Genomic DNA, 16,434 nt, shown 5'->3' with positions numbered 1-16,434 from the left:
GCTTTATATGTTTTATTGAATCTCCGAAATTCTTTTGCCACCTATTCTTTCAGTCTGTTGATCAGCTTTCCTCACCATTTATGTCTGCTACACTGTCAGCTACATCAGTTATCATCCTTGCTATTGAATGTCCGATATCTGTATCATGCTTTTTAACAAATTCTTCTGTCTTTACGGCAAATTCTGCCCACAGATCATCACTATTATCATGCCCGCAATCCTTGATCATCTTAAGCAGGGCATATGCCTCATTATACGGTTCATATATTTCTTTTATGAATGTCTCATTTTTCATAATTATTTTTCTATCTTATTAAATTACAGAGCTAACTCTATTTTCTTAAGCCCATTTCCCATTTCTTCATCATTGTGATCCATCACATGATTATAGAATTCATGAAAAGGCATTGTTTTTACATCATTTACTTCATAATGATTAAATGAGAAGCCATTTTCAGGGACTTCTACACGTATCATAAATACCGATGCTAACAGCCCGGTTCCATCATCCCAGTCTTTTATGTAGTCAAAGGCAAGTTTCAGATCCTGTGGATTAACGACAATACCCAGTTCTTCAGAAAGTTCCCTTACTGCAGCTTCACCAGGTGTTTCCCCAGAACGTACCCCTCCACCGGTCATGTCCCATTTACCGGCATAATATCTGGCTTTAAGCGAGCGCTGCTGTACTACGTACATACCTTCACCTTCTCCAGGTGTGGGAGAAGCCGCGGTTTTCATTATGATTAGTACATGCCTGTAATACTCGCCGGGGAGCTTAGCTTCATGTTTTTCTTTAATTTTTCCGGTAGGGATTCCATCCCTTGTGTATACATCTATATATTCCATGAAATGATTACAGCCCCAATTCTTTGCAGAGAGCGTCATATCTCTTCTGCTCTTTTTCTTTTACAGGCTTCGATGAATCTTTAAAACAATGGTCGATAACATCTGCATCTTTTAGAAGCTCATCCATCGGAGAATCTGTCACAAGTTTATCATCGTGATGATATATTGCAGAACAAATGATATCAGTTTCTTCTTTTGAAGTGATGCTAAGTTCTTCAAGGACCTTTCTTGCCAGATCTGCTCCGAGATGGGCGTGATCATCGTAAGACCCACTCTTATATGCATGAAGATCGTGAAGCATTCCTGACATAGCACCTAATTCCTCATTAAGTCCGCGCTTCTTTGCGAGAATTGTTGCCGCAAGTGATACGCCGTAAAGATGAGCTGTTGCGCTAGTCCTTTTGTCTGAGTCAGTAATGTTAGCAAGTTCCTTGTCAATATATGTCCTCAAATCTTTTAATCTACTCATGTGTACCTCCGGATGCTATGAATTATTTTTCTAATAAATTGGTATTATTACATTTCATCTTCTGTTTCACAGGGGCGGTCTATGATAAAATCCTTGGCATCAAGCTCCTCTTCTTCCTTTTCCCATTCCTCTACCTGCTTTAAAAAGTCCTCTGCAGCTTTGGGATATGCTGTGAAATATAGGGCTATCATGTGCTTACAGACAACTCTTCTTCCGTCAGCAAAAGGACAGGTACAGGTGGATTTCCTTGGATGTGATATATCAACATGAACCCTGTAAAGATTTTCGCCCCTTACTGTGCCATCTATCGTAGTAACACTGGTCTTTTCTACTTCTTCTACCTTCTTACTGTTATAGTAATCCATGCCTAGCCATACGGAATTCCCACTGGCTATTTCGATAAGTCCCATGCTTCCCCCTTTTATGCCAAACCTCTTTATTTTTATTCTTCAGGCCAAACAGAACCAACATCAAGCCCTTTTTCCGTAAGCCATTTATCTGTAGCCTGGACATATTTTTCTTTTCCATCATCTGATATAAGCGTTACAGAGAGCTTGGGATCTTCCCCTTGCTTTAGTTCTTCACATCCGTAATCACCATCAAAAATCTGTTTTATCTTCCACATGATTTATACCCTCGGTTTTATCATATTTCCAAGCATCTCAAGCGCCTTTTTATAGGATTCTGCCATGGCACCAGGGCTTTTAACTTCAAATCCAAGCCCGGTTAAAGGTTCAGTATCACCAAATTCTGCTATAAGCATTGTCTCTTTTTCAGATAAGTGGTGAGCTTTGCAATAACTTACAATATCATCCTGAAGGCTCACCCCTTCTGTCCTATTCATGGTCTCTTCAAATATTTCACTGTGCTTATCTAGCCATTTGGTGTCAGCTTCAGATTCCATTACCAGTACAACCTTAGACTGGTATCTTTCCTTATACATCTTTATCTGCTTTGTCAGGATATCCCTGTCAGCATCCCCATAGCATACAATAATGTTCGCGTATCTGTTATCTTTCATTATCCTATCAGCCTTTTTATTATATCTTTTGTATCATCACTGAAGTCCTTAAGGTCATCCATGGTTATGACCTTGTATCTTAAGAGAGAGACAAGGTGATCATAAAAGTTTGATCTGCTTATATCTGTAATCACAACTCCGGGGTTTCTCTTGTCAGACTTTATGCGCCCTTCAAGTGCCCAGTATTTATCAGATGGGAGCTTATCGCTGTTCAGGATTTCCTTATATTCCTCAACAAGCCTCCCCATATATGCTTCCTGCCACTCAGGAAGGTCCTTTCTAAAAAGTTTCCAGTCTTTTTCAGACAATCCTACCATATTTCAAGTCTCCATTTTTCTGAATTATTACTTACAATTTTAAGGTTGTAGTATGCGTTTTACAATAATGAAGCCATGAACAATTGATGAACTAAACCACATAAAATCAAGGAAACTTATTCACAAAATGCAAAGAAGGGCGTAAAATGTGACCAACCAGGGCGCATAAGCCCGCAACACACATTCTTATGGAGGTGAAAAAGTATGAACAAAACAGAACTCGTTGAAGCTATGGCTAAAGAGACTGGTCTTAGCAAGAAGGACACAGAGAAGGCATTAAAGGCTTTCGTTGATGTAGTTTCAAAACAGCTCAAGAAAAAGGATAAGGTTCAGCTTGTTGGCTTTGGTACATTTGAGACTACAAAGAGAGCTGCTAGAACTGGTAAGAACCCTCAGACTGGTGCTACCATCAAGATTCCTGCTTCTATCGCTCCCAGATTCAAGGCTGGTAAGGCTCTTAAGGACCTTGTAAACAAGAAGTAATCTGGCAACTCTTTGAAAACCGCGTTAAATATTTAATTCATTACAAACTTCAGGCTCTGTACCATCTTTTTGTTGGAACAGAGCCTGTTTTAAAATCTGGAAAGTTAATCTCTATTTTGTTGAAGAATCAGCGAGGTTAAATCTTATGGGCAAAAGATCACGAGGCAGTTCTTCATATGAAGGTATCAATAATGCGGATATTCTTTGCCTGGGTATATAAAGAAAAAGGGCCATCATTTTGACAGCCCTTTGCTTTGATTATTTTCCGCGAAGTTCCATGAGGTTTGGTCCTTTTCCTGCAAGCATGTCTGTCACACGTTTACCGATAAGGGTCGTATAGATAGGGTGAGTAAGGATATAGAACTGATCCTCTTCTATAGCATTAAATACTCTCATTCCCACAGAATCTATAGGCATACCTGTTACAATAACCTGCTCTGCTATTTTCTGACCCATAGCGAATTCCTTGCTTGTGTAGTAAGGATCAGATGCATCCTTGTACTGCTCAGGGCGGTGTCTTTCAGCATGGTGAAGGTCTGTCTGAACAAATCCCGGACAATATATGCTAACGGATATATCTGCGCCTTTTGCCTGAAGGTCATAGCTAACACTTTCAGAAAGTGCAACTGCAGCATGCTTTGTAGCGTGATAAGCGGGCATTCCATTTGAAGTGATAAGTCCTGCTACTGAGCATGTGTTCACGATATTGCAGTGTGTACCCTGCTTCATCATGATCGGAATAACCTTGTGCATGAAGTAAACATGGCTAAGGAAGTTAGCGTGTGTGATCCACTCCCAGTCTCGAACCGGTGTGTCCCAGATATCACCAGGAACCACAACACCTGCGTTATTCATAAGAAGGTCAATCGCGCCGAATTTTTCAATAACTTCATCAACCGCTCTCTCACAGTCTTCTACCTTTGTTACATCTGCCTGGATAGTGAAGATTTCTGCAGCTCCAAGCTCTTTTGCTTCCTTGGCAGCTGCTTCTACTTCGTCCTTTTCGATATCAAGAGCAGCGATGCGCATGCCTCTCCTTGATGCTTCTTTTAAAAATTCTTTACCAAAACCATTTGCTGCACCGGTTATCAGTGCAACTTTATTCTTGAATTCTTTCATCTGAAAACCTCCCCTTTACAGTGTTGATGCTCTGCCAAGTGCATCTGTTGTAGCTTCCGCAATTCTTCCGGGGAAGTTTGCATCGCCGAGTACTATTACATTGTCAAAGTTCTCTTCAAACTGTGCTGATACATCATTTGAGCGTACTCCAAGTGCAAGAACTACTGTACCAGCAGGAATTTTTGTCATCTGTCTTGTTACTGTATTCATTACAACAACTGATTCTTCATCTGCAGACATGAACTGCTGTCTTGTCATGACATTGACACCAAGTTTTCCGAATCTGATGGTGAAATCAGCGATCACAGAGCGGTAAAGACCTCTTCCGATGTCTTTTGTCATCTCTACAAGAGTAACTTTATTTCCGCCTCTTGTTGCAATGGTCTCAGCAGTTTCCATACCTGTTACACCGCCGCCAATTACTACAACGTCACCCTTTACTTCCTTTTTGCCCATCAGATATTCTTCAGCAGTGATAACATTGGCTCCATCAACTCCGGGAAGCCCTGGAACGATAGGTGTTCCACCTGTCGCAACAAAAACAGCTGTGGGATCAAGTGCCTTTACAGCATCTACAGTGCCTTCTGTATTAAGTCTGACTTCGATGTTGTTTTTCTTGATTCTGCAAACAAGAGAATCAAGATAAGCCTGAAGCTTTTCCTTCATGATAGGCTTTGTTGCAATATTAAGTTGTCCGCCAAGAGAGTCTGCCTTTTCAAAAATTACAGGCTCAAAACCTCTCTCCTTAAGTGTGAGTGCTGAAACCATTCCAGCAGGGCCTCCACCTATGATAGCAACCTTTCTGCCATTGCCAGTCTTTTCTACGCAGCTATAGTCAACTTCTCTTCCGCACTTGGGGTTAACGGCACATTTGATATGTCCTCCGTCTGAAAGTGCAGTGAAGCAGTATAGACATCCGATACACTTGTTGATCTCATCGCCTCTGCCTTCCTTAGCCTTGTTTGCCCATTCGGGATCAGCAAGATGAGCACGGCCAAGAGCAATATAATCACAAACGCCCTCCTCAAGAAGTGCTTCTGCAACTTCAGGATCCTTGATGTTATTTGTTGCAATTACCGGAATCTTTACATTTTTCTTGATAGCGGATGCGAGATGTTTCTTCCATCCCTGAGGATATGAAGAAGGCTCGATAATTGTTGTAGCAGATTCATAGATACCGCTTGAAACGTTGATACAGTCGATGCCGAAGCTCTCAAGTGTTCTTGCAATCTTGATTGTATCCTCAAGCTTTAATCCGCCTTCTACAAATTCATCAGCTGAAATTCTCACTGAAATAAGGAATCTGGGACCACACATGTATCTTATACCTGTGATTATCTCCTCAAGAATTCTTATTCTGTTGTCAAAAGATCCGCCATATCTGTCCGTTCTCTTATTTGTATATGGAGAAAGGAATTCATTTAAAAGGTAGCCATGAGCTGCGTGAAGCTCGATTCCGTCCATGCCGGCCTTCTGGCAGATGACAGCACCCTTGATAAAATTCTTTACAAGTGCTGAACACTCTTCTGTTGTCATCTCCCTTGGCATTTCCTTAGTAACCTTACACATAACAGGTGAAGGAGCAACAATCTGTCTGCCGCCTATCATGGATGATTTATTTTCCCTTCCTGGATGCTGAAGCTGAACAAGGATTTTTGTTCCATATTTGTGTACACGTTCAGCAAGCCTCTCGAGATGAGGAACATGTCTGGAATCTGTAGCTCCCAGCTGATTAGGTGTACCAATACCTTCTACCTCATCTACTCTTGTGATTTCAGTGATAATGAGACCCACACCGCCTTTTGCACGGTCTTCGTAGTATCTGATAATGTGCTCGTTAGCTTCTCCTGTTGGATCTGCCAGCGAAACTCCCATCGCAGGCATTACTGTGCGGTTCCTGATTCGCACGCCCCCTATACGCCCACTTTTAAACAATTTTTCGTAAGCCATAAGTACCTCCTTTAAACATATAAATGCTACTTATTGTGCATAGACTACAACAATGTTTCGATTTAGAGTTGCATCCATGAACATCCATGAATACAATAATTTTACTGGGCTATAAAATAATGGTCTAGATTTTGCCTGCATAAACAGATGAGCATATATTGTGCTTGATGCACAACACAAATGGAGATGGATTTTATGAACTTTGAAGAAATAGCTGAAATAATGAAGAAAAGCTGCAACTGCAGCATAAACGTAGGGAATTCAAATCCGGAACTTACGCACTTTTCATTTTTATCTGATGGCATGCCATTAGATGATCCTTCGTGCCTCTATATTGGAAAAGTGGATACTGATACTATCAGAGAAACTGAAAAATCCCCCTGTATTCTCACAACAACAAAAGGACTTCCTGAAAATATCTCATTTATATATACAACAGATAAAGAGATGATGAACTGTATGAACGCTCTTACTTCTGCATTTTTCAGAGCCACTGACCACGAGAGCAGATTCAGGCATCTGAAAGAGCTGTCCAAGGAAAATATCTCCATAACTGAGCTCATAAACAAATCTGCCCTTTTCCTGGACAGATCCATTGTTCTTGCAGACTTAGGATTTAAAGTTCTTGCGCACTCCACTTCCGTATCCATCACTGACCCTTTGTGGCAGCGATATATAGAGAAAGGATCCTGCACTTTTGAGTTTATTAATGCGATGAACGAGCTTATGCCTGCCCAGAGTCTTCCCAAGACTTCTGCCTGCTTTCAGGTCACATGCGCCAGCTCTACAGAAGAGAAACTGGCTTCACAGCTTTTCATAGAAAACAGGCCGGTAGCATATCTTGTTTTGCTCGATAACAACCGTGGTCTTACATCATTTCACAAGACATATCTGCCAAAGATAAGTGAATTTTTGTCAGCTTTTATCAATATACATAATACATATCCGGATCTGGCAAAGGACGATACGGATATGTATATTAAGCTTCTTGATGGAAGTGAGGAAGATTTAAAGAGTACTGAGAAAATGCTGCCCAAACTACCTGAGCATACGTTTTGTGTGGTATTAAAGCCAATCCATCACTCAAGACATGAGCTCTTTTTTATCAAAAGAACTCTTGACTCCATGATACCCGGGAACACAATATTCATCTTCAGAGAACTTGTTGTTGTTATCTCTTCATATATCGGCATAATAGGTGACATAGAAAATAACGATGAACTTCTAAAAAATGTATCGGATGTAGGAATAAGCCCGGAGTTTAATTCGGCTTCTCTTTTCCCTCAGAGTTTCCAATATGCTCAGGAGGCATATCGTATAGGGAAACAAATTGGAAATCCGTCTAAAGTACACAGATATGAAGACTACAGATTTTACCATCTTCTTAACCATGTATCGGATATAAGCCTTTTGCAGTCCTATATACATCCCGCTCTATATAAGCTTCACCGTTATGACCTTGAGCACGACTCAGATCTTGTTGAAACCTTAAAGGTCTTTCTGAGCCTGTCCTGCTCCATAAAGGATACTGCAGATGCACTATTCCTACATAGAAACACCATGAATTACAGGATGACCAAGATTACAGAAATTACAGACATTGATCTAAACGACGCAGCAACTGTGTTCAGGCTTCAATGCTCATATCAGATCAATGGGATTCTACACTTATTATGATAGTAACTTTTATGATATAAAAGTCCCACAGTCTTTTCGTCCAGACTGTGGGATGAACTTATTTGTTTTCTCTTTTCCTTCTGATGTTCTTGAGGACCATAAAGCGCTTTGAATTCTTCAAATGTCATGACTTATCCCTCCTAAAAAATGGCAGGTGCAAATGTTACTTATACATATCATCAACTGTGATAAGAACGAGATTTGTCTTATCTATATCATTAAACCAGTCTGTAAATCCGCTAAGTGAAAACAGCAAATATTTTGTTATATTATATTTACCGGAAATGAGCCTTGCTCTTCCGATCAAGGTTTCATATATTCCTTTATCGATCTTTTCATTCTTAAACTTGCATTCACCGATAACTGCTGTCTTGTCTATTGTGGAAATGCCAACAACATCTATATCTGTTGCCTGCTGATACCACTTATCTTCCGCATCCTGAAGCTGCTCTACGCCCCACCAGGTTCCGGTCTCTGTTAGGAATGATCCAAATGCTCCCTGGATTCCCTGCTCTAAAGTATAGTATCTACACATTTCTTCAAATACACTTCCCATGAATTCATGAAGTTTTGGCTTTACAGCCTTTTCATAGTAGAGTTCTCCCTGCCCCATCTCTATTACGCTAATGGCCTTGGGAATAAACTCATACCAGAACTTAAACATATGATCCTTTAGTACATACTGAGTCTTTTTCCTGTTCTTTTCCTCAGTAATACATTTTTTCTTTTCAACAAGGCCTACATCTATCAGCTTTTCAAGGGAATAGAGAACTGTCGGGTCCTTTTCCTTTACTTTGGATGCAATGATATTAAGGGCATTTTCTCCTGATGCTACCTGCTCTATTACGTTATTTACAAGTGTTACATCAGCAAATTCCTGGGTAAGAAGGTTCTTTGTTTCTTCAAAAAGATATCCATCAGTATTAAAGAATAGACGCTTGATATTATCATCAAGGCTCTTTTTAGGATCAAACAGGGACAGATACTTTGCAACTCCTCCTGTTACGCCGTAGCATATAGCCTTATCTTCCGGTGAGTAATCCGGAACAAATAGCGCTGAATCTCTGTAATTAAATGCTTCAAGCTTAATCTGAGCGTCTCTCCTTCCAAAAACAGGACTCTTTTCACTAAGGACCTTTTTCTCCATAAAGCTAAGCGCCGATCCGCAAAGTATCAGCATCAGATTCTTATCAAGCCATTTTGTATCAAATCCTTTCTCCTTAGAATATAACTTTATTTCTGTACATAATTACTCAATTAGCCTTTAACACCACCTGCAACTAGCCCGTTTTGAATGAACTTCTGAAGTGCCATAAAGACAATCATAATTGGTAATGATGATATTACTGCAGCTGCTGAGAATAGTGTCCAGTGTGCTGCAAACTGGTTAGTGATAAATGACTGTAATCCAAGAGCAAGGGTCATCTTTCCAGGTGTCTGCAAAAATACAGAAGTTATAACATATTCACTGTATGTTGCTATAAATGAGAACAGGAATATAACAACAAGCTGTGGCATTGCAAGCGGAAGAATAATGGCATAGAACACTTTAAACTGTCCTGCTCCGTCAACCATTGCCGCTTCATCAAGTTCAATCGGTATACCATCTATGTAGGATTTTAACAGCCATATGTTAAATGCGCTTCCCCCTGCCAGTACAAATATCAAGGCGAGGCTGCTGTCTACAAGTCCAAAGTTATAGATCAGTATGTAGTATCCAGAGACTGCCATGCTGTTTGGGAATACCTGCAGGATTAGAAGTGACATCAGCCCGTATTTTCTTCCTGTAAATCTCATTCTGGCAAATGCATATGCAGAAAGGGATGTCAGGACAAGCTGTATCACTGCAACTATCAAGCACAGCTTCAATGAATTCCACACCCACAGCACAAAATCAGTATTTGTAAATAATTCTCGGTAATGCTCTATACTGAATTTTTCAGGAAACAGTGATGATAGAAAGAAGCTGTCTCCTGCTGAGAATGAGGACATCACTATCCAAAGTGCAGGGAACAGCACCGCAACTATGGTAATCCATATGACGATCCTGCTGATCCACAATGTTCGTTTTTCTGAGGCAGATAATACTTTATTCATCAGTCCACCTCCTTAAACTGTCCTGAAAAGTGCATATTTGCAAGTGTAAATGTTCCAACGATAAGGAATATAAGAACACTGAATGTAGCTGATAATTCATACCTGTTTGACCACGTTGTCATCTTATATGTTGTACTTGCAAGGATATCCGTATAACCCGCAAACTGGTTATCAACTCTGGCTGGACCACCCTGGGTTATCATGTAGATATTTCCAAAGTTATTGAAGTTTGCAGCAAATGAAGATATCACGAGCGGTACTGACAAATGGAATACCATTGGGAAAGTGATACTCTTAAAACACTGCCATTTTGATGCCCCGTCAATTCTGGCTGCTTCATAATAGTCATTTGATATCGACTGAAGCCCTCCAAGACAGACATTCATCATGTAAGGAAATCCGAGCCATACATTTACGATTATTATTGCAACCCTTGCCCAGAATGCGTCTGTCATCCATGGGATATTAAAGTTTATTCCCAACATATGCAGAAGATTATTGATTCCACCATACTGCTCGTTTAAAAGTCCCTGCCAAGCAAGAATAGCTATTGTTGAGGGAAGTGCCCATGGAACGATGAGCACTGCCCTGTAAATTTTAGATTCCTTCATGTTTGGATTGTTCAAAAGTATTGCCAGTATCAGTCCTGCAAAATAAGCACCAAAGGTACTTATGACTGCAAAGCATACAGTCCAGGCAAGAACGGGAAAAAATACATTCCTTATACTGCCGGAAAGAACAGTAACATAGTTCTCAACCCCAACAAATGAAAAATCCGAAAGGTGATACATGTTGTAATTAGTAAATGAAAGAACAACCGTGTATATTATAGGAATCAGTGTCACTACAAATATCGAGATAAGTGCCGGTGCCAGATACGGATATGCCCTTGCATTATTCTTTTTTCTCATTCTGTTACTTCCCTGAATTCATTAGTTCAACAGCTTCTTTAAGCTGGGTTACGATATTTGCTCCTGTTTCTTCAGAAGTAAGTTCACCTGACCACATGGATCTGATATTGTTCGTGTAAATTCCCCAGAGCTGTCCCATTTCAGATACGGTAGGCATGGGTTCACCTACGTTTATCTGTTCAATAAATGCCTTGGTGAATTCATTATCCTTGATCTGGCTGATTTCCTGATCAGCAAGTCGTGCAGGGATTCTATCTCCGGATTCATAGAGTTCCAATGCTCCATTTTCCATGATATATGTGATAAGTTCCCACGCTTTGTCCTGCTTTGAACTCTGATTACTTACAAAACTCACCTGTGTTCCTACAGGTGTTACAAACTCCTGCCCGTTATAAGTAGGCATCTTTGCTATCGCAAAGTTTGTTCCCGCGGATTCAAAGCCATCTATATCCCAGGGGCCACCAATATAAAATGCAGTCTGTCCATTCTGGAAATTGCTTCTTGCAATATCAGCTGTAACATCAGCAGACACAAGGCCATAATCATTGCAAAGCTTATTTATAAAGCTGTATGCATCTATCGCTCCTTCATTTCCAAGACCGATATCGGAGACATCATAAGAACCATTTAAGTAATTGAAGATATATCCTCCGCTTGCTCTTACAAATCCGAGGTCATAATAGATACTTGTCGCATCAAACTGTACACCACCATGACTTTTTGCATTGTCTATGAGTTCTTCCCATGTTGCGGGAACTTCACTTACCTTATCCTTGTTATAAAACAGGGATATTGTCTCAACAGACAGCGGGGCTGCATATCTTGCACCATCAACATAGCATGCCTGGATCGCAGCATCTGAATAATCACTATCCGTATAGAGATCATCAGGAACTTTTGCTGCAAGGTTTGCATTTACATAATCAGCCAGCTGGTCGTTAGGGATGCCGATAACTGCATCCGGTCCATCAACGCTCTTTACAGCCTGTGCAAACTGCTGTACTGAAGGGGACTGATGGATCACCTCAACTTCATAGCCACTCTCTACTCCCCATGCATCTGCCAGTTTCTGAATAGTCGGCTGTTCCACTTCCATATTTGTCCATACAACAATCTTATTTGATTTTGCTTTAGCTCCACATCCAGCCAGACATGCTGCTGTTAACAATGCCATCGATAAAATTGTGGCAATAATCCTTTTTTTCATTCTGTAACCCTCCGTTTATATCACATACCGGCAAGTGCCAGCAGTGCCTCATTAGCATTACCGTTTTTATCAAACAATGCCTGATTAGCCATTGCATTCCCTGCTTCCACGGGATCATGCATGTAATCACAGCCTTTAGGACTTCCCCACGTACAATCAGGGATAGGAAGCCATTCCGGTTCCCAGTAAAAAACTCCTATTCCATGATTGTCACTAACTCCTCTTACTGCTTCATAGAGATCTTTGAGGAACTTTGCCTGCCCCTCTTGTGATGCGGGATATCCTGTAGCCTTCTCTTCGTTCTCTCCGTAAACAATACCTTTGCATCCAAGATCATCAAGAGTATAGCCTATTGATGTCTCTGCTACGATTACATCCTTATCATATCTTTTGCTTATGTCATTCATATTATCAACAAGTTCTTTGATGCTTCCATTCCAGTGTGGGTAATATGACATTCCTATAACATCATAGTCTATATTATAAGGTTCCAGTGCCTTAAACCAGTCCCTGTAGAGCTCATTATTTGTCCCAAAATCGAGGTGTAATACTATCTTGCTCTCAGGACAGACATGCCTTGCAGCTTTTATTCCTGCTTTAAGAAGTCTTGCCATATTGGAAACCCTGTCTATATGTCCATCCGGCCACAGAAGTCCTTTTGTTATCTCATTCCCGATCTGTATCATCTCCGGTATAAGATCGTTCTTCTTAAACTCCTTAAGAACCAGTGCCGTATAACCATACACTGTTCCTTCAAGCTCTGCTCCGCTTATCTTCGACCATGCCTTGGGTTTGACCTGCTTTGCAGGATCTGCCCAGAAATCACTGTAATGTATATCCAAAAGTACCTGCATGCCATTTTCTTTAGCACGTCTGGCAAGTTCAAGTGTAGTTTCAAGATCATTGGTTCCTCCGCCATAGCTCTCGCCATCGCTGCTGTACGGATCTCTCCAAAGTCTTAACCTTATCATATTTACTGAGCATTCTTTTAATATGCTGAATATATCTTCTTTATTCCCTTTTAAGTAATAACTTGCCCCATGATTTTCAAGCTCCTTTATCATGGAAACATCCATCCCCTTAATAAACTGCATCTTTACTCCTTCACAAGTGTCAGGTCATCGATGGTTCCCCATGCACCTGGTGCAAGAGAAATCTTCACGCCTACTTTTACATCCTGACCATCAACTTCTATTCCTGATAATTCCTGTGTATCCCATGCAACATATCCATTAAGTGAAACTGGTATCTCTGTTCTCTCACCACCCACTTCTACGTAGAAGCAGGCTGTTCCATCTGTATCACCGGCATTATCACCCTGGATATGTCCTGTGAATTTGTACTTTCCACTTTCAAGACCTGTTATGGTCTGCTCTGCCGTAAAGTTAACATCAGAAGAACCAGAATAGAAATGAAGTGACTGAACACCTTCAAAAGCATCCGTATCCCTATCATAGACATCAAGTTCTTCTGTCACGTTATCAACATTTGTAACTACCCAGGGATCAAATTCAGGATTTTCAAAACTTCCGTTTACAATAAAATTTCCTTTATCATCCGGCTTAGCTGCGCTTGCTTTACTTGCGCTTCCGCAACCTGTCTGTAATGCAAAAACCATTGTTGTGAGCATTAAAGCGATCATCCTTCTTTTCATATGTCATCCTCCGATAAATATTTTATTTATTTACTAGTAAATGTTTTACTTGTTTTGAATTATAATACTCCCCTTTTTAGAATTCAATCCAGGTAAATAAGTTTTGTAGGAATGCTAAAACGCTCAAGTATATTTTTGTTTATTAATCACAAAAAGCTGCCCCATAGGACAGCTTTAAGCAATTATGTATTCTATATTTTCAGGTACTTTTTCTCATTACCGGAAGCCCGTTAACAAACACGGTTTTAGTAATTTTACTTCCTCCAAGCACTTTACTACGGAGCAGATCCAATGCTGCTTCACAGATTGCTTCATGATCAACATGGAATGTCGTAAGCGGCGGAGAAACGTATCTTGCCACATTTATATCATTTATGCTAAATACTTTCACGTTTTCAGGCACACTTATACCTTTTTCATTAAATGCCTGCAATAATCCGACAGACAATGTATCGCACGCTACACAGATTGCCTTAGGCAGGTCGCCTTTTTTAACCATCTCAAGGCCTGTCTTATAGCCTGCATCTACAGTAAATGAATCCGTGATATGTATATGCTTTTCATTAAGATGCCCATAGTAAAGCATACTCTGTCTAAACGACCACTCTCGTACATCCATTGAGGGTTCCCCGGTATCGATATTTCTGTCTGTCCCTCCAACGAATCCAACATCCGTAATGCCATTGTCCATAAAGTAATCGACCATCTGAGTAACAAATGAATCAAGGTTTGGTCTTACTGCATCAAAGAGTTTTTCATCCGGCGAGGTTCCGATAAATACACCCTTTTTGCATATTTTATAGAGTGCATTTATTTCCTTACGGTTCATCCATCCGATAGCAATAAAAGCAATTGTTCCTTTCGGAATAGCCGACATTCCATCTTCCCTTGTTACTATCGTCATGTCTATATTGACCCTGGCCGCCTGCTTTATCAATTCCTTTTTGAAATTCTGATAGTAGATATCTTCAAGTTCATCTATTTTTTCACACCAGTAGAGAAGAACCACGTTTTCTATTTTTGGATAAATAACCTTTTTCTTATAGCCTACCTTCTCTGCTGCGGCAAATATCGCTTCTTTAGTTTCAGGGCTTACAGAAATACCTTCGTCATAATTAAGAACCCTGGATACTGCTGCGCTGGATACGCCGACCATTTCGGCAATCTCCTTAATTGTAGCCATGAAGACTCCTCCGTAAAATATTTATCTAATCCAATAAATAATTTACTACATTTTGGTAATTATATCAACATCTTTCATTTGAAAACAGCCACTCTTTCACCTGGCCATCTCGTCCTGCAAGAACCCAGCTGCAGTGAGGATTTATACCGTACTTTTCCTTAAGATCACCAGCTTCATATTCTGTATAATGGAGATCCGGATGTTTGTCTTTTAGCTCTGCGTAAATATCCCGTGAACCCAGATGAGTACTTACTACGCTATTTTCTCTGTATGATGCTTTTACAATATTGTCGTCAGCTGCATGGATAAGCCATATGGGTGTTTTCAGAAGATTGCTTAAGTCTCTAAATCCCGTAGCCCCACATATGGAAACAGCACCGGCAAACATTTCAGAATGGTACTTTAATATCTCAAGACATCCAACGCCTCCCGCGCTGTAGCCATAAATGTAGATCCTTTCAGGGTCTATGTTGGCATACTGTTCCATGAATCTTTTCACCAGGACGCATATACGATTTCCTTCAAGAAGTCCCGACCAGTGCCTTCCCTTTCTGCACTGTGGAGCCAGCACATAACAGGGATGTTTCTTCTGCCAGGAATCCGCGGCAAATACCGTCCCTATATCATGCATGGAAAGCTGAAGCTCGTTGTCATCACCATAGGCATCAGCCCCATGAAGAAATACTACAAGAGGCACCTTTTCCAAGGTTTCGGGCACAAAGAATCGGTATGGCAATGTGCCAGAATAATCAAATACACCATACTGGAACCTTTCGCATAATATGCTGTTTTCAGGAGATGGTTTATCCCAATCTGTTGGTAAACTCATGGTCTCACTCACCTTTCTTGTACCTGTTACCAATGTTCAATCCGAAGGTCGCTGCTATTTCCAATAGATATCAAAATACTGCTGTGGACCTTTAAACAAGGTAACTATGCTTCCATCTGAGAGATCAACAACCTTATAATAAATATCCTCATCATCAGTAGGTGCGCCTGCTCCCCAGGGATGCACTTCCTCATATAAGATTTTTGTTTCATCCGGAGAAAAAACATACTGCTCGATATAGTACTCATCTCCCACTATAGCCCTTAGTTTTTCATATCCTTCATCTGGTACATTTTCTTCTTTCAGGTTCAATGTATCTCCATCAACCCTTTTTAGTCCCCCAAAAGTACGTTTGTAAATTTTATCATTGGATACAAAAAATATATCTTCATATCCATCTATTTTTCGGTAACTCTGAGACAAATCTACATGTCCGTAATGAGATGGAAAGTACCATAAAATCCTTAAAAACACACATATTACTGAAAGACTAACTGCTGCAATCAGTGCAATTCCTATCCCTCTTATAATTTTTTTCATAAACTCTTGCCCACCAATCAAGATATAGTATTACCCATTATGATGTATCAGCGAGAAAACTCCTTCCGACATAGTCGGTGGGGGATGAATCGCTGACCCTCAGCGCTTTACTTTGCTGTATCGCCCGGTTT

Annotated in this window: 20 protein-coding genes; 2 read left to right on the top strand and 18 right to left on the bottom strand. The window is 40.4% G+C overall.

Annotation, left to right across the window (positions count from 1 at the left end; genetic code table 11):
* Positions 1-61: 61 nt before the first annotated feature.
* Genes T501_RS15195 through T501_RS15165 form a run of 7 tightly spaced genes read right to left on the bottom strand, consistent with a single transcriptional unit; the run spans position 62 to position 2,653 of the window.
* Positions 62-295: a hypothetical protein gene (locus T501_RS15195; protein ID WP_044915795.1), complete on the bottom strand. Its 234-nt coding sequence runs from the start codon at positions 293-295 to the stop codon at positions 62-64.
* A gap of 23 nt (positions 296-318) precedes the next feature.
* Positions 319-846, bottom strand: a complete 528-nt coding sequence (locus T501_RS20395) for an NUDIX domain-containing protein (RefSeq protein ID WP_050008343.1) — start codon at positions 844-846, stop codon at positions 319-321.
* A gap of 7 nt (positions 847-853) precedes the next feature.
* Complete coding sequence (locus tag T501_RS15185) at positions 854-1,315, bottom strand: HD domain-containing protein (RefSeq protein ID WP_022761153.1); 462 nt, start codon at positions 1,313-1,315, stop codon at positions 854-856.
* 47 nt (positions 1,316-1,362) lie between these two features.
* The gene (locus T501_RS15180) at positions 1,363-1,725 is read right to left on the bottom strand and encodes an SWIM zinc finger family protein (protein WP_081843195.1); all 363 of its coding nucleotides are present in this window, start codon (positions 1,723-1,725) and stop codon (positions 1,363-1,365) included.
* A 32-nt stretch (positions 1,726-1,757) separates the two neighbouring features.
* Entirely contained in the window at positions 1,758-1,940 is a 183-nt protein-coding gene (locus tag T501_RS15175; protein WP_044915791.1) for a hypothetical protein, read from the bottom strand.
* A 3-nt stretch (positions 1,941-1,943) separates the two neighbouring features.
* Positions 1,944-2,336, bottom strand: a complete 393-nt coding sequence (locus tag T501_RS15170; protein WP_044915789.1) for a hypothetical protein — start codon at positions 2,334-2,336, stop codon at positions 1,944-1,946.
* A complete protein-coding gene (locus T501_RS15165) occupies positions 2,336-2,653 on the bottom strand; it encodes a hypothetical protein (RefSeq protein WP_044915785.1) in 318 nt (105 codons plus the stop codon). The genes T501_RS15170 and T501_RS15165 overlap by 1 nt, the downstream gene beginning before the upstream one ends.
* A gap of 204 nt (positions 2,654-2,857) precedes the next feature.
* Here T501_RS15165 and T501_RS15160 point away from each other — a divergent pair, with 204 nt between their 5' ends.
* Positions 2,858-3,136 (top strand): HU family DNA-binding protein, encoded by a 279-nt coding sequence (locus T501_RS15160; RefSeq protein ID WP_026512189.1) that lies wholly within the window; start codon positions 2,858-2,860, stop codon positions 3,134-3,136.
* Positions 3,137-3,394: 258 nt separating this feature from the next.
* On the opposite strand, the gene T501_RS15155 is transcribed toward T501_RS15160, so the two are convergent.
* Positions 3,395-4,255 carry an SDR family NAD(P)-dependent oxidoreductase gene (locus T501_RS15155; RefSeq protein WP_026512190.1) on the bottom strand — a complete coding sequence of 287 codons (861 nt, stop codon included), beginning with the start codon at positions 4,253-4,255 and terminating at the stop codon, positions 3,395-3,397.
* 15 nt (positions 4,256-4,270) lie between these two features.
* A complete protein-coding gene (locus T501_RS15150; protein WP_044915783.1) occupies positions 4,271-6,205 on the bottom strand; it encodes an oxidoreductase in 1,935 nt (644 codons plus the stop codon).
* A 195-nt stretch (positions 6,206-6,400) separates the two neighbouring features.
* Between T501_RS15150 and T501_RS15145 the strand changes: the two genes are divergently transcribed.
* A complete protein-coding gene (locus T501_RS15145) occupies positions 6,401-7,882 on the top strand; it encodes a PucR family transcriptional regulator (protein ID WP_044915781.1) in 1,482 nt (493 codons plus the stop codon).
* A 163-nt stretch (positions 7,883-8,045) separates the two neighbouring features.
* Here T501_RS15145 and T501_RS20930 read toward each other — a convergent pair whose 3' ends face one another.
* The 9 genes from T501_RS20930 to T501_RS15100 all read right to left on the bottom strand — a co-directional run bounded on the left by T501_RS20930 (position 8,046) and on the right by T501_RS15100 (position 16,303).
* Complete coding sequence (locus T501_RS20930) at positions 8,046-9,029, bottom strand: ATP-binding protein (RefSeq protein ID WP_442856377.1); 984 nt, start codon at positions 9,027-9,029, stop codon at positions 8,046-8,048.
* A gap of 110 nt (positions 9,030-9,139) precedes the next feature.
* Positions 9,140-9,979, bottom strand: a complete 840-nt coding sequence (locus T501_RS15135; protein ID WP_044915777.1) for a sugar ABC transporter permease — start codon at positions 9,977-9,979, stop codon at positions 9,140-9,142.
* Entirely contained in the window at positions 9,979-10,890 is a 912-nt protein-coding gene (locus tag T501_RS15130) for a carbohydrate ABC transporter permease (protein ID WP_044915774.1), read from the bottom strand. The genes T501_RS15135 and T501_RS15130 overlap by 1 nt, the downstream gene beginning before the upstream one ends.
* Positions 10,891-10,894: 4 nt before the next feature.
* Positions 10,895-12,097 carry a sugar ABC transporter substrate-binding protein gene (locus T501_RS15125; protein ID WP_044915770.1) on the bottom strand — a complete coding sequence of 401 codons (1,203 nt, stop codon included), beginning with the start codon at positions 12,095-12,097 and terminating at the stop codon, positions 10,895-10,897.
* Positions 12,098-12,117: 20 nt separating this feature from the next.
* Entirely contained in the window at positions 12,118-13,191 is a 1,074-nt protein-coding gene (locus T501_RS15120; protein WP_044915769.1) for a glycoside hydrolase family 53 protein, read from the bottom strand.
* 2 nt (positions 13,192-13,193) lie between these two features.
* A complete protein-coding gene (locus T501_RS15115; RefSeq protein WP_044915766.1) occupies positions 13,194-13,751 on the bottom strand; it encodes a hypothetical protein in 558 nt (185 codons plus the stop codon).
* A gap of 199 nt (positions 13,752-13,950) precedes the next feature.
* Positions 13,951-14,934: a LacI family DNA-binding transcriptional regulator gene (locus tag T501_RS15110; protein ID WP_044915764.1), complete on the bottom strand. Its 984-nt coding sequence runs from the start codon at positions 14,932-14,934 to the stop codon at positions 13,951-13,953.
* 64 nt (positions 14,935-14,998) lie between these two features.
* The gene (locus T501_RS15105) at positions 14,999-15,763 is read right to left on the bottom strand and encodes a carboxylesterase family protein (protein WP_044915762.1); all 765 of its coding nucleotides are present in this window, start codon (positions 15,761-15,763) and stop codon (positions 14,999-15,001) included.
* A gap of 54 nt (positions 15,764-15,817) precedes the next feature.
* The gene (locus T501_RS15100; protein WP_044915759.1) at positions 15,818-16,303 is read right to left on the bottom strand and encodes a hypothetical protein; all 486 of its coding nucleotides are present in this window, start codon (positions 16,301-16,303) and stop codon (positions 15,818-15,820) included.
* Positions 16,304-16,434: the final 131 nt, after the last annotated feature.

The organism is Butyrivibrio sp. WCE2006, assembly GCF_000701985.1.
Classification (GTDB): domain Bacteria; phylum Bacillota; class Clostridia; order Lachnospirales; family Lachnospiraceae; genus Butyrivibrio.
This window is presented reverse-complemented; position numbering and strand designations above follow the sequence as displayed.

What these genes read in the sequence shown, in the direction of transcription:
- T501_RS15195 (WP_044915795.1), bottom strand. Translation starts at nt 295, where the DNA reads ATGAAAAATGAGACATTCATAAAAGAAATATATGAACCGTATAATGAG.
- T501_RS20395 (WP_050008343.1), bottom strand. Translation starts at nt 846, where the DNA reads ATGGAATATATAGATGTATACACAAGGGATGGAATCCCTACCGGAAAA.
- T501_RS15185 (WP_022761153.1), bottom strand. Translation starts at nt 1,315, where the DNA reads ATGAGTAGATTAAAAGATTTGAGGACATATATTGACAAGGAACTTGCT.
- T501_RS15180 (WP_081843195.1), bottom strand. Translation starts at nt 1,725, where the DNA reads ATGGGACTTATCGAAATAGCCAGTGGGAATTCCGTATGGCTAGGCATG.
- T501_RS15175 (WP_044915791.1), bottom strand. Translation starts at nt 1,940, where the DNA reads ATGTGGAAGATAAAACAGATTTTTGATGGTGATTACGGATGTGAAGAA.
- T501_RS15170 (WP_044915789.1), bottom strand. Translation starts at nt 2,336, where the DNA reads ATGAAAGATAACAGATACGCGAACATTATTGTATGCTATGGGGATGCT.
- T501_RS15165 (WP_044915785.1), bottom strand. Translation starts at nt 2,653, where the DNA reads ATGGTAGGATTGTCTGAAAAAGACTGGAAACTTTTTAGAAAGGACCTT.
- T501_RS15160 (WP_026512189.1), top strand. Translation starts at nt 2,858, where the DNA reads ATGAACAAAACAGAACTCGTTGAAGCTATGGCTAAAGAGACTGGTCTT.
- T501_RS15155 (WP_026512190.1), bottom strand. Translation starts at nt 4,255, where the DNA reads ATGAAAGAATTCAAGAATAAAGTTGCACTGATAACCGGTGCAGCAAAT.
- T501_RS15150 (WP_044915783.1), bottom strand. Translation starts at nt 6,205, where the DNA reads ATGGCTTACGAAAAATTGTTTAAAAGTGGGCGTATAGGGGGCGTGCGA.
- T501_RS15145 (WP_044915781.1), top strand. Translation starts at nt 6,401, where the DNA reads ATGAACTTTGAAGAAATAGCTGAAATAATGAAGAAAAGCTGCAACTGC.
- T501_RS20930 (WP_442856377.1), bottom strand. Translation starts at nt 9,029, where the DNA reads ATGGAGAAAAAGGTCCTTAGTGAAAAGAGTCCTGTTTTTGGAAGGAGA.
- T501_RS15135 (WP_044915777.1), bottom strand. Translation starts at nt 9,979, where the DNA reads ATGAATAAAGTATTATCTGCCTCAGAAAAACGAACATTGTGGATCAGC.
- T501_RS15130 (WP_044915774.1), bottom strand. Translation starts at nt 10,890, where the DNA reads ATGAGAAAAAAGAATAATGCAAGGGCATATCCGTATCTGGCACCGGCA.
- T501_RS15125 (WP_044915770.1), bottom strand. Translation starts at nt 12,097, where the DNA reads ATGAAAAAAAGGATTATTGCCACAATTTTATCGATGGCATTGTTAACA.
- T501_RS15120 (WP_044915769.1), bottom strand. Translation starts at nt 13,191, where the DNA reads ATGCAGTTTATTAAGGGGATGGATGTTTCCATGATAAAGGAGCTTGAA.
- T501_RS15115 (WP_044915766.1), bottom strand. Translation starts at nt 13,751, where the DNA reads ATGAAAAGAAGGATGATCGCTTTAATGCTCACAACAATGGTTTTTGCA.
- T501_RS15110 (WP_044915764.1), bottom strand. Translation starts at nt 14,934, where the DNA reads ATGGCTACAATTAAGGAGATTGCCGAAATGGTCGGCGTATCCAGCGCA.
- T501_RS15105 (WP_044915762.1), bottom strand. Translation starts at nt 15,763, where the DNA reads ATGAGTTTACCAACAGATTGGGATAAACCATCTCCTGAAAACAGCATA.
- T501_RS15100 (WP_044915759.1), bottom strand. Translation starts at nt 16,303, where the DNA reads ATGAAAAAAATTATAAGAGGGATAGGAATTGCACTGATTGCAGCAGTT.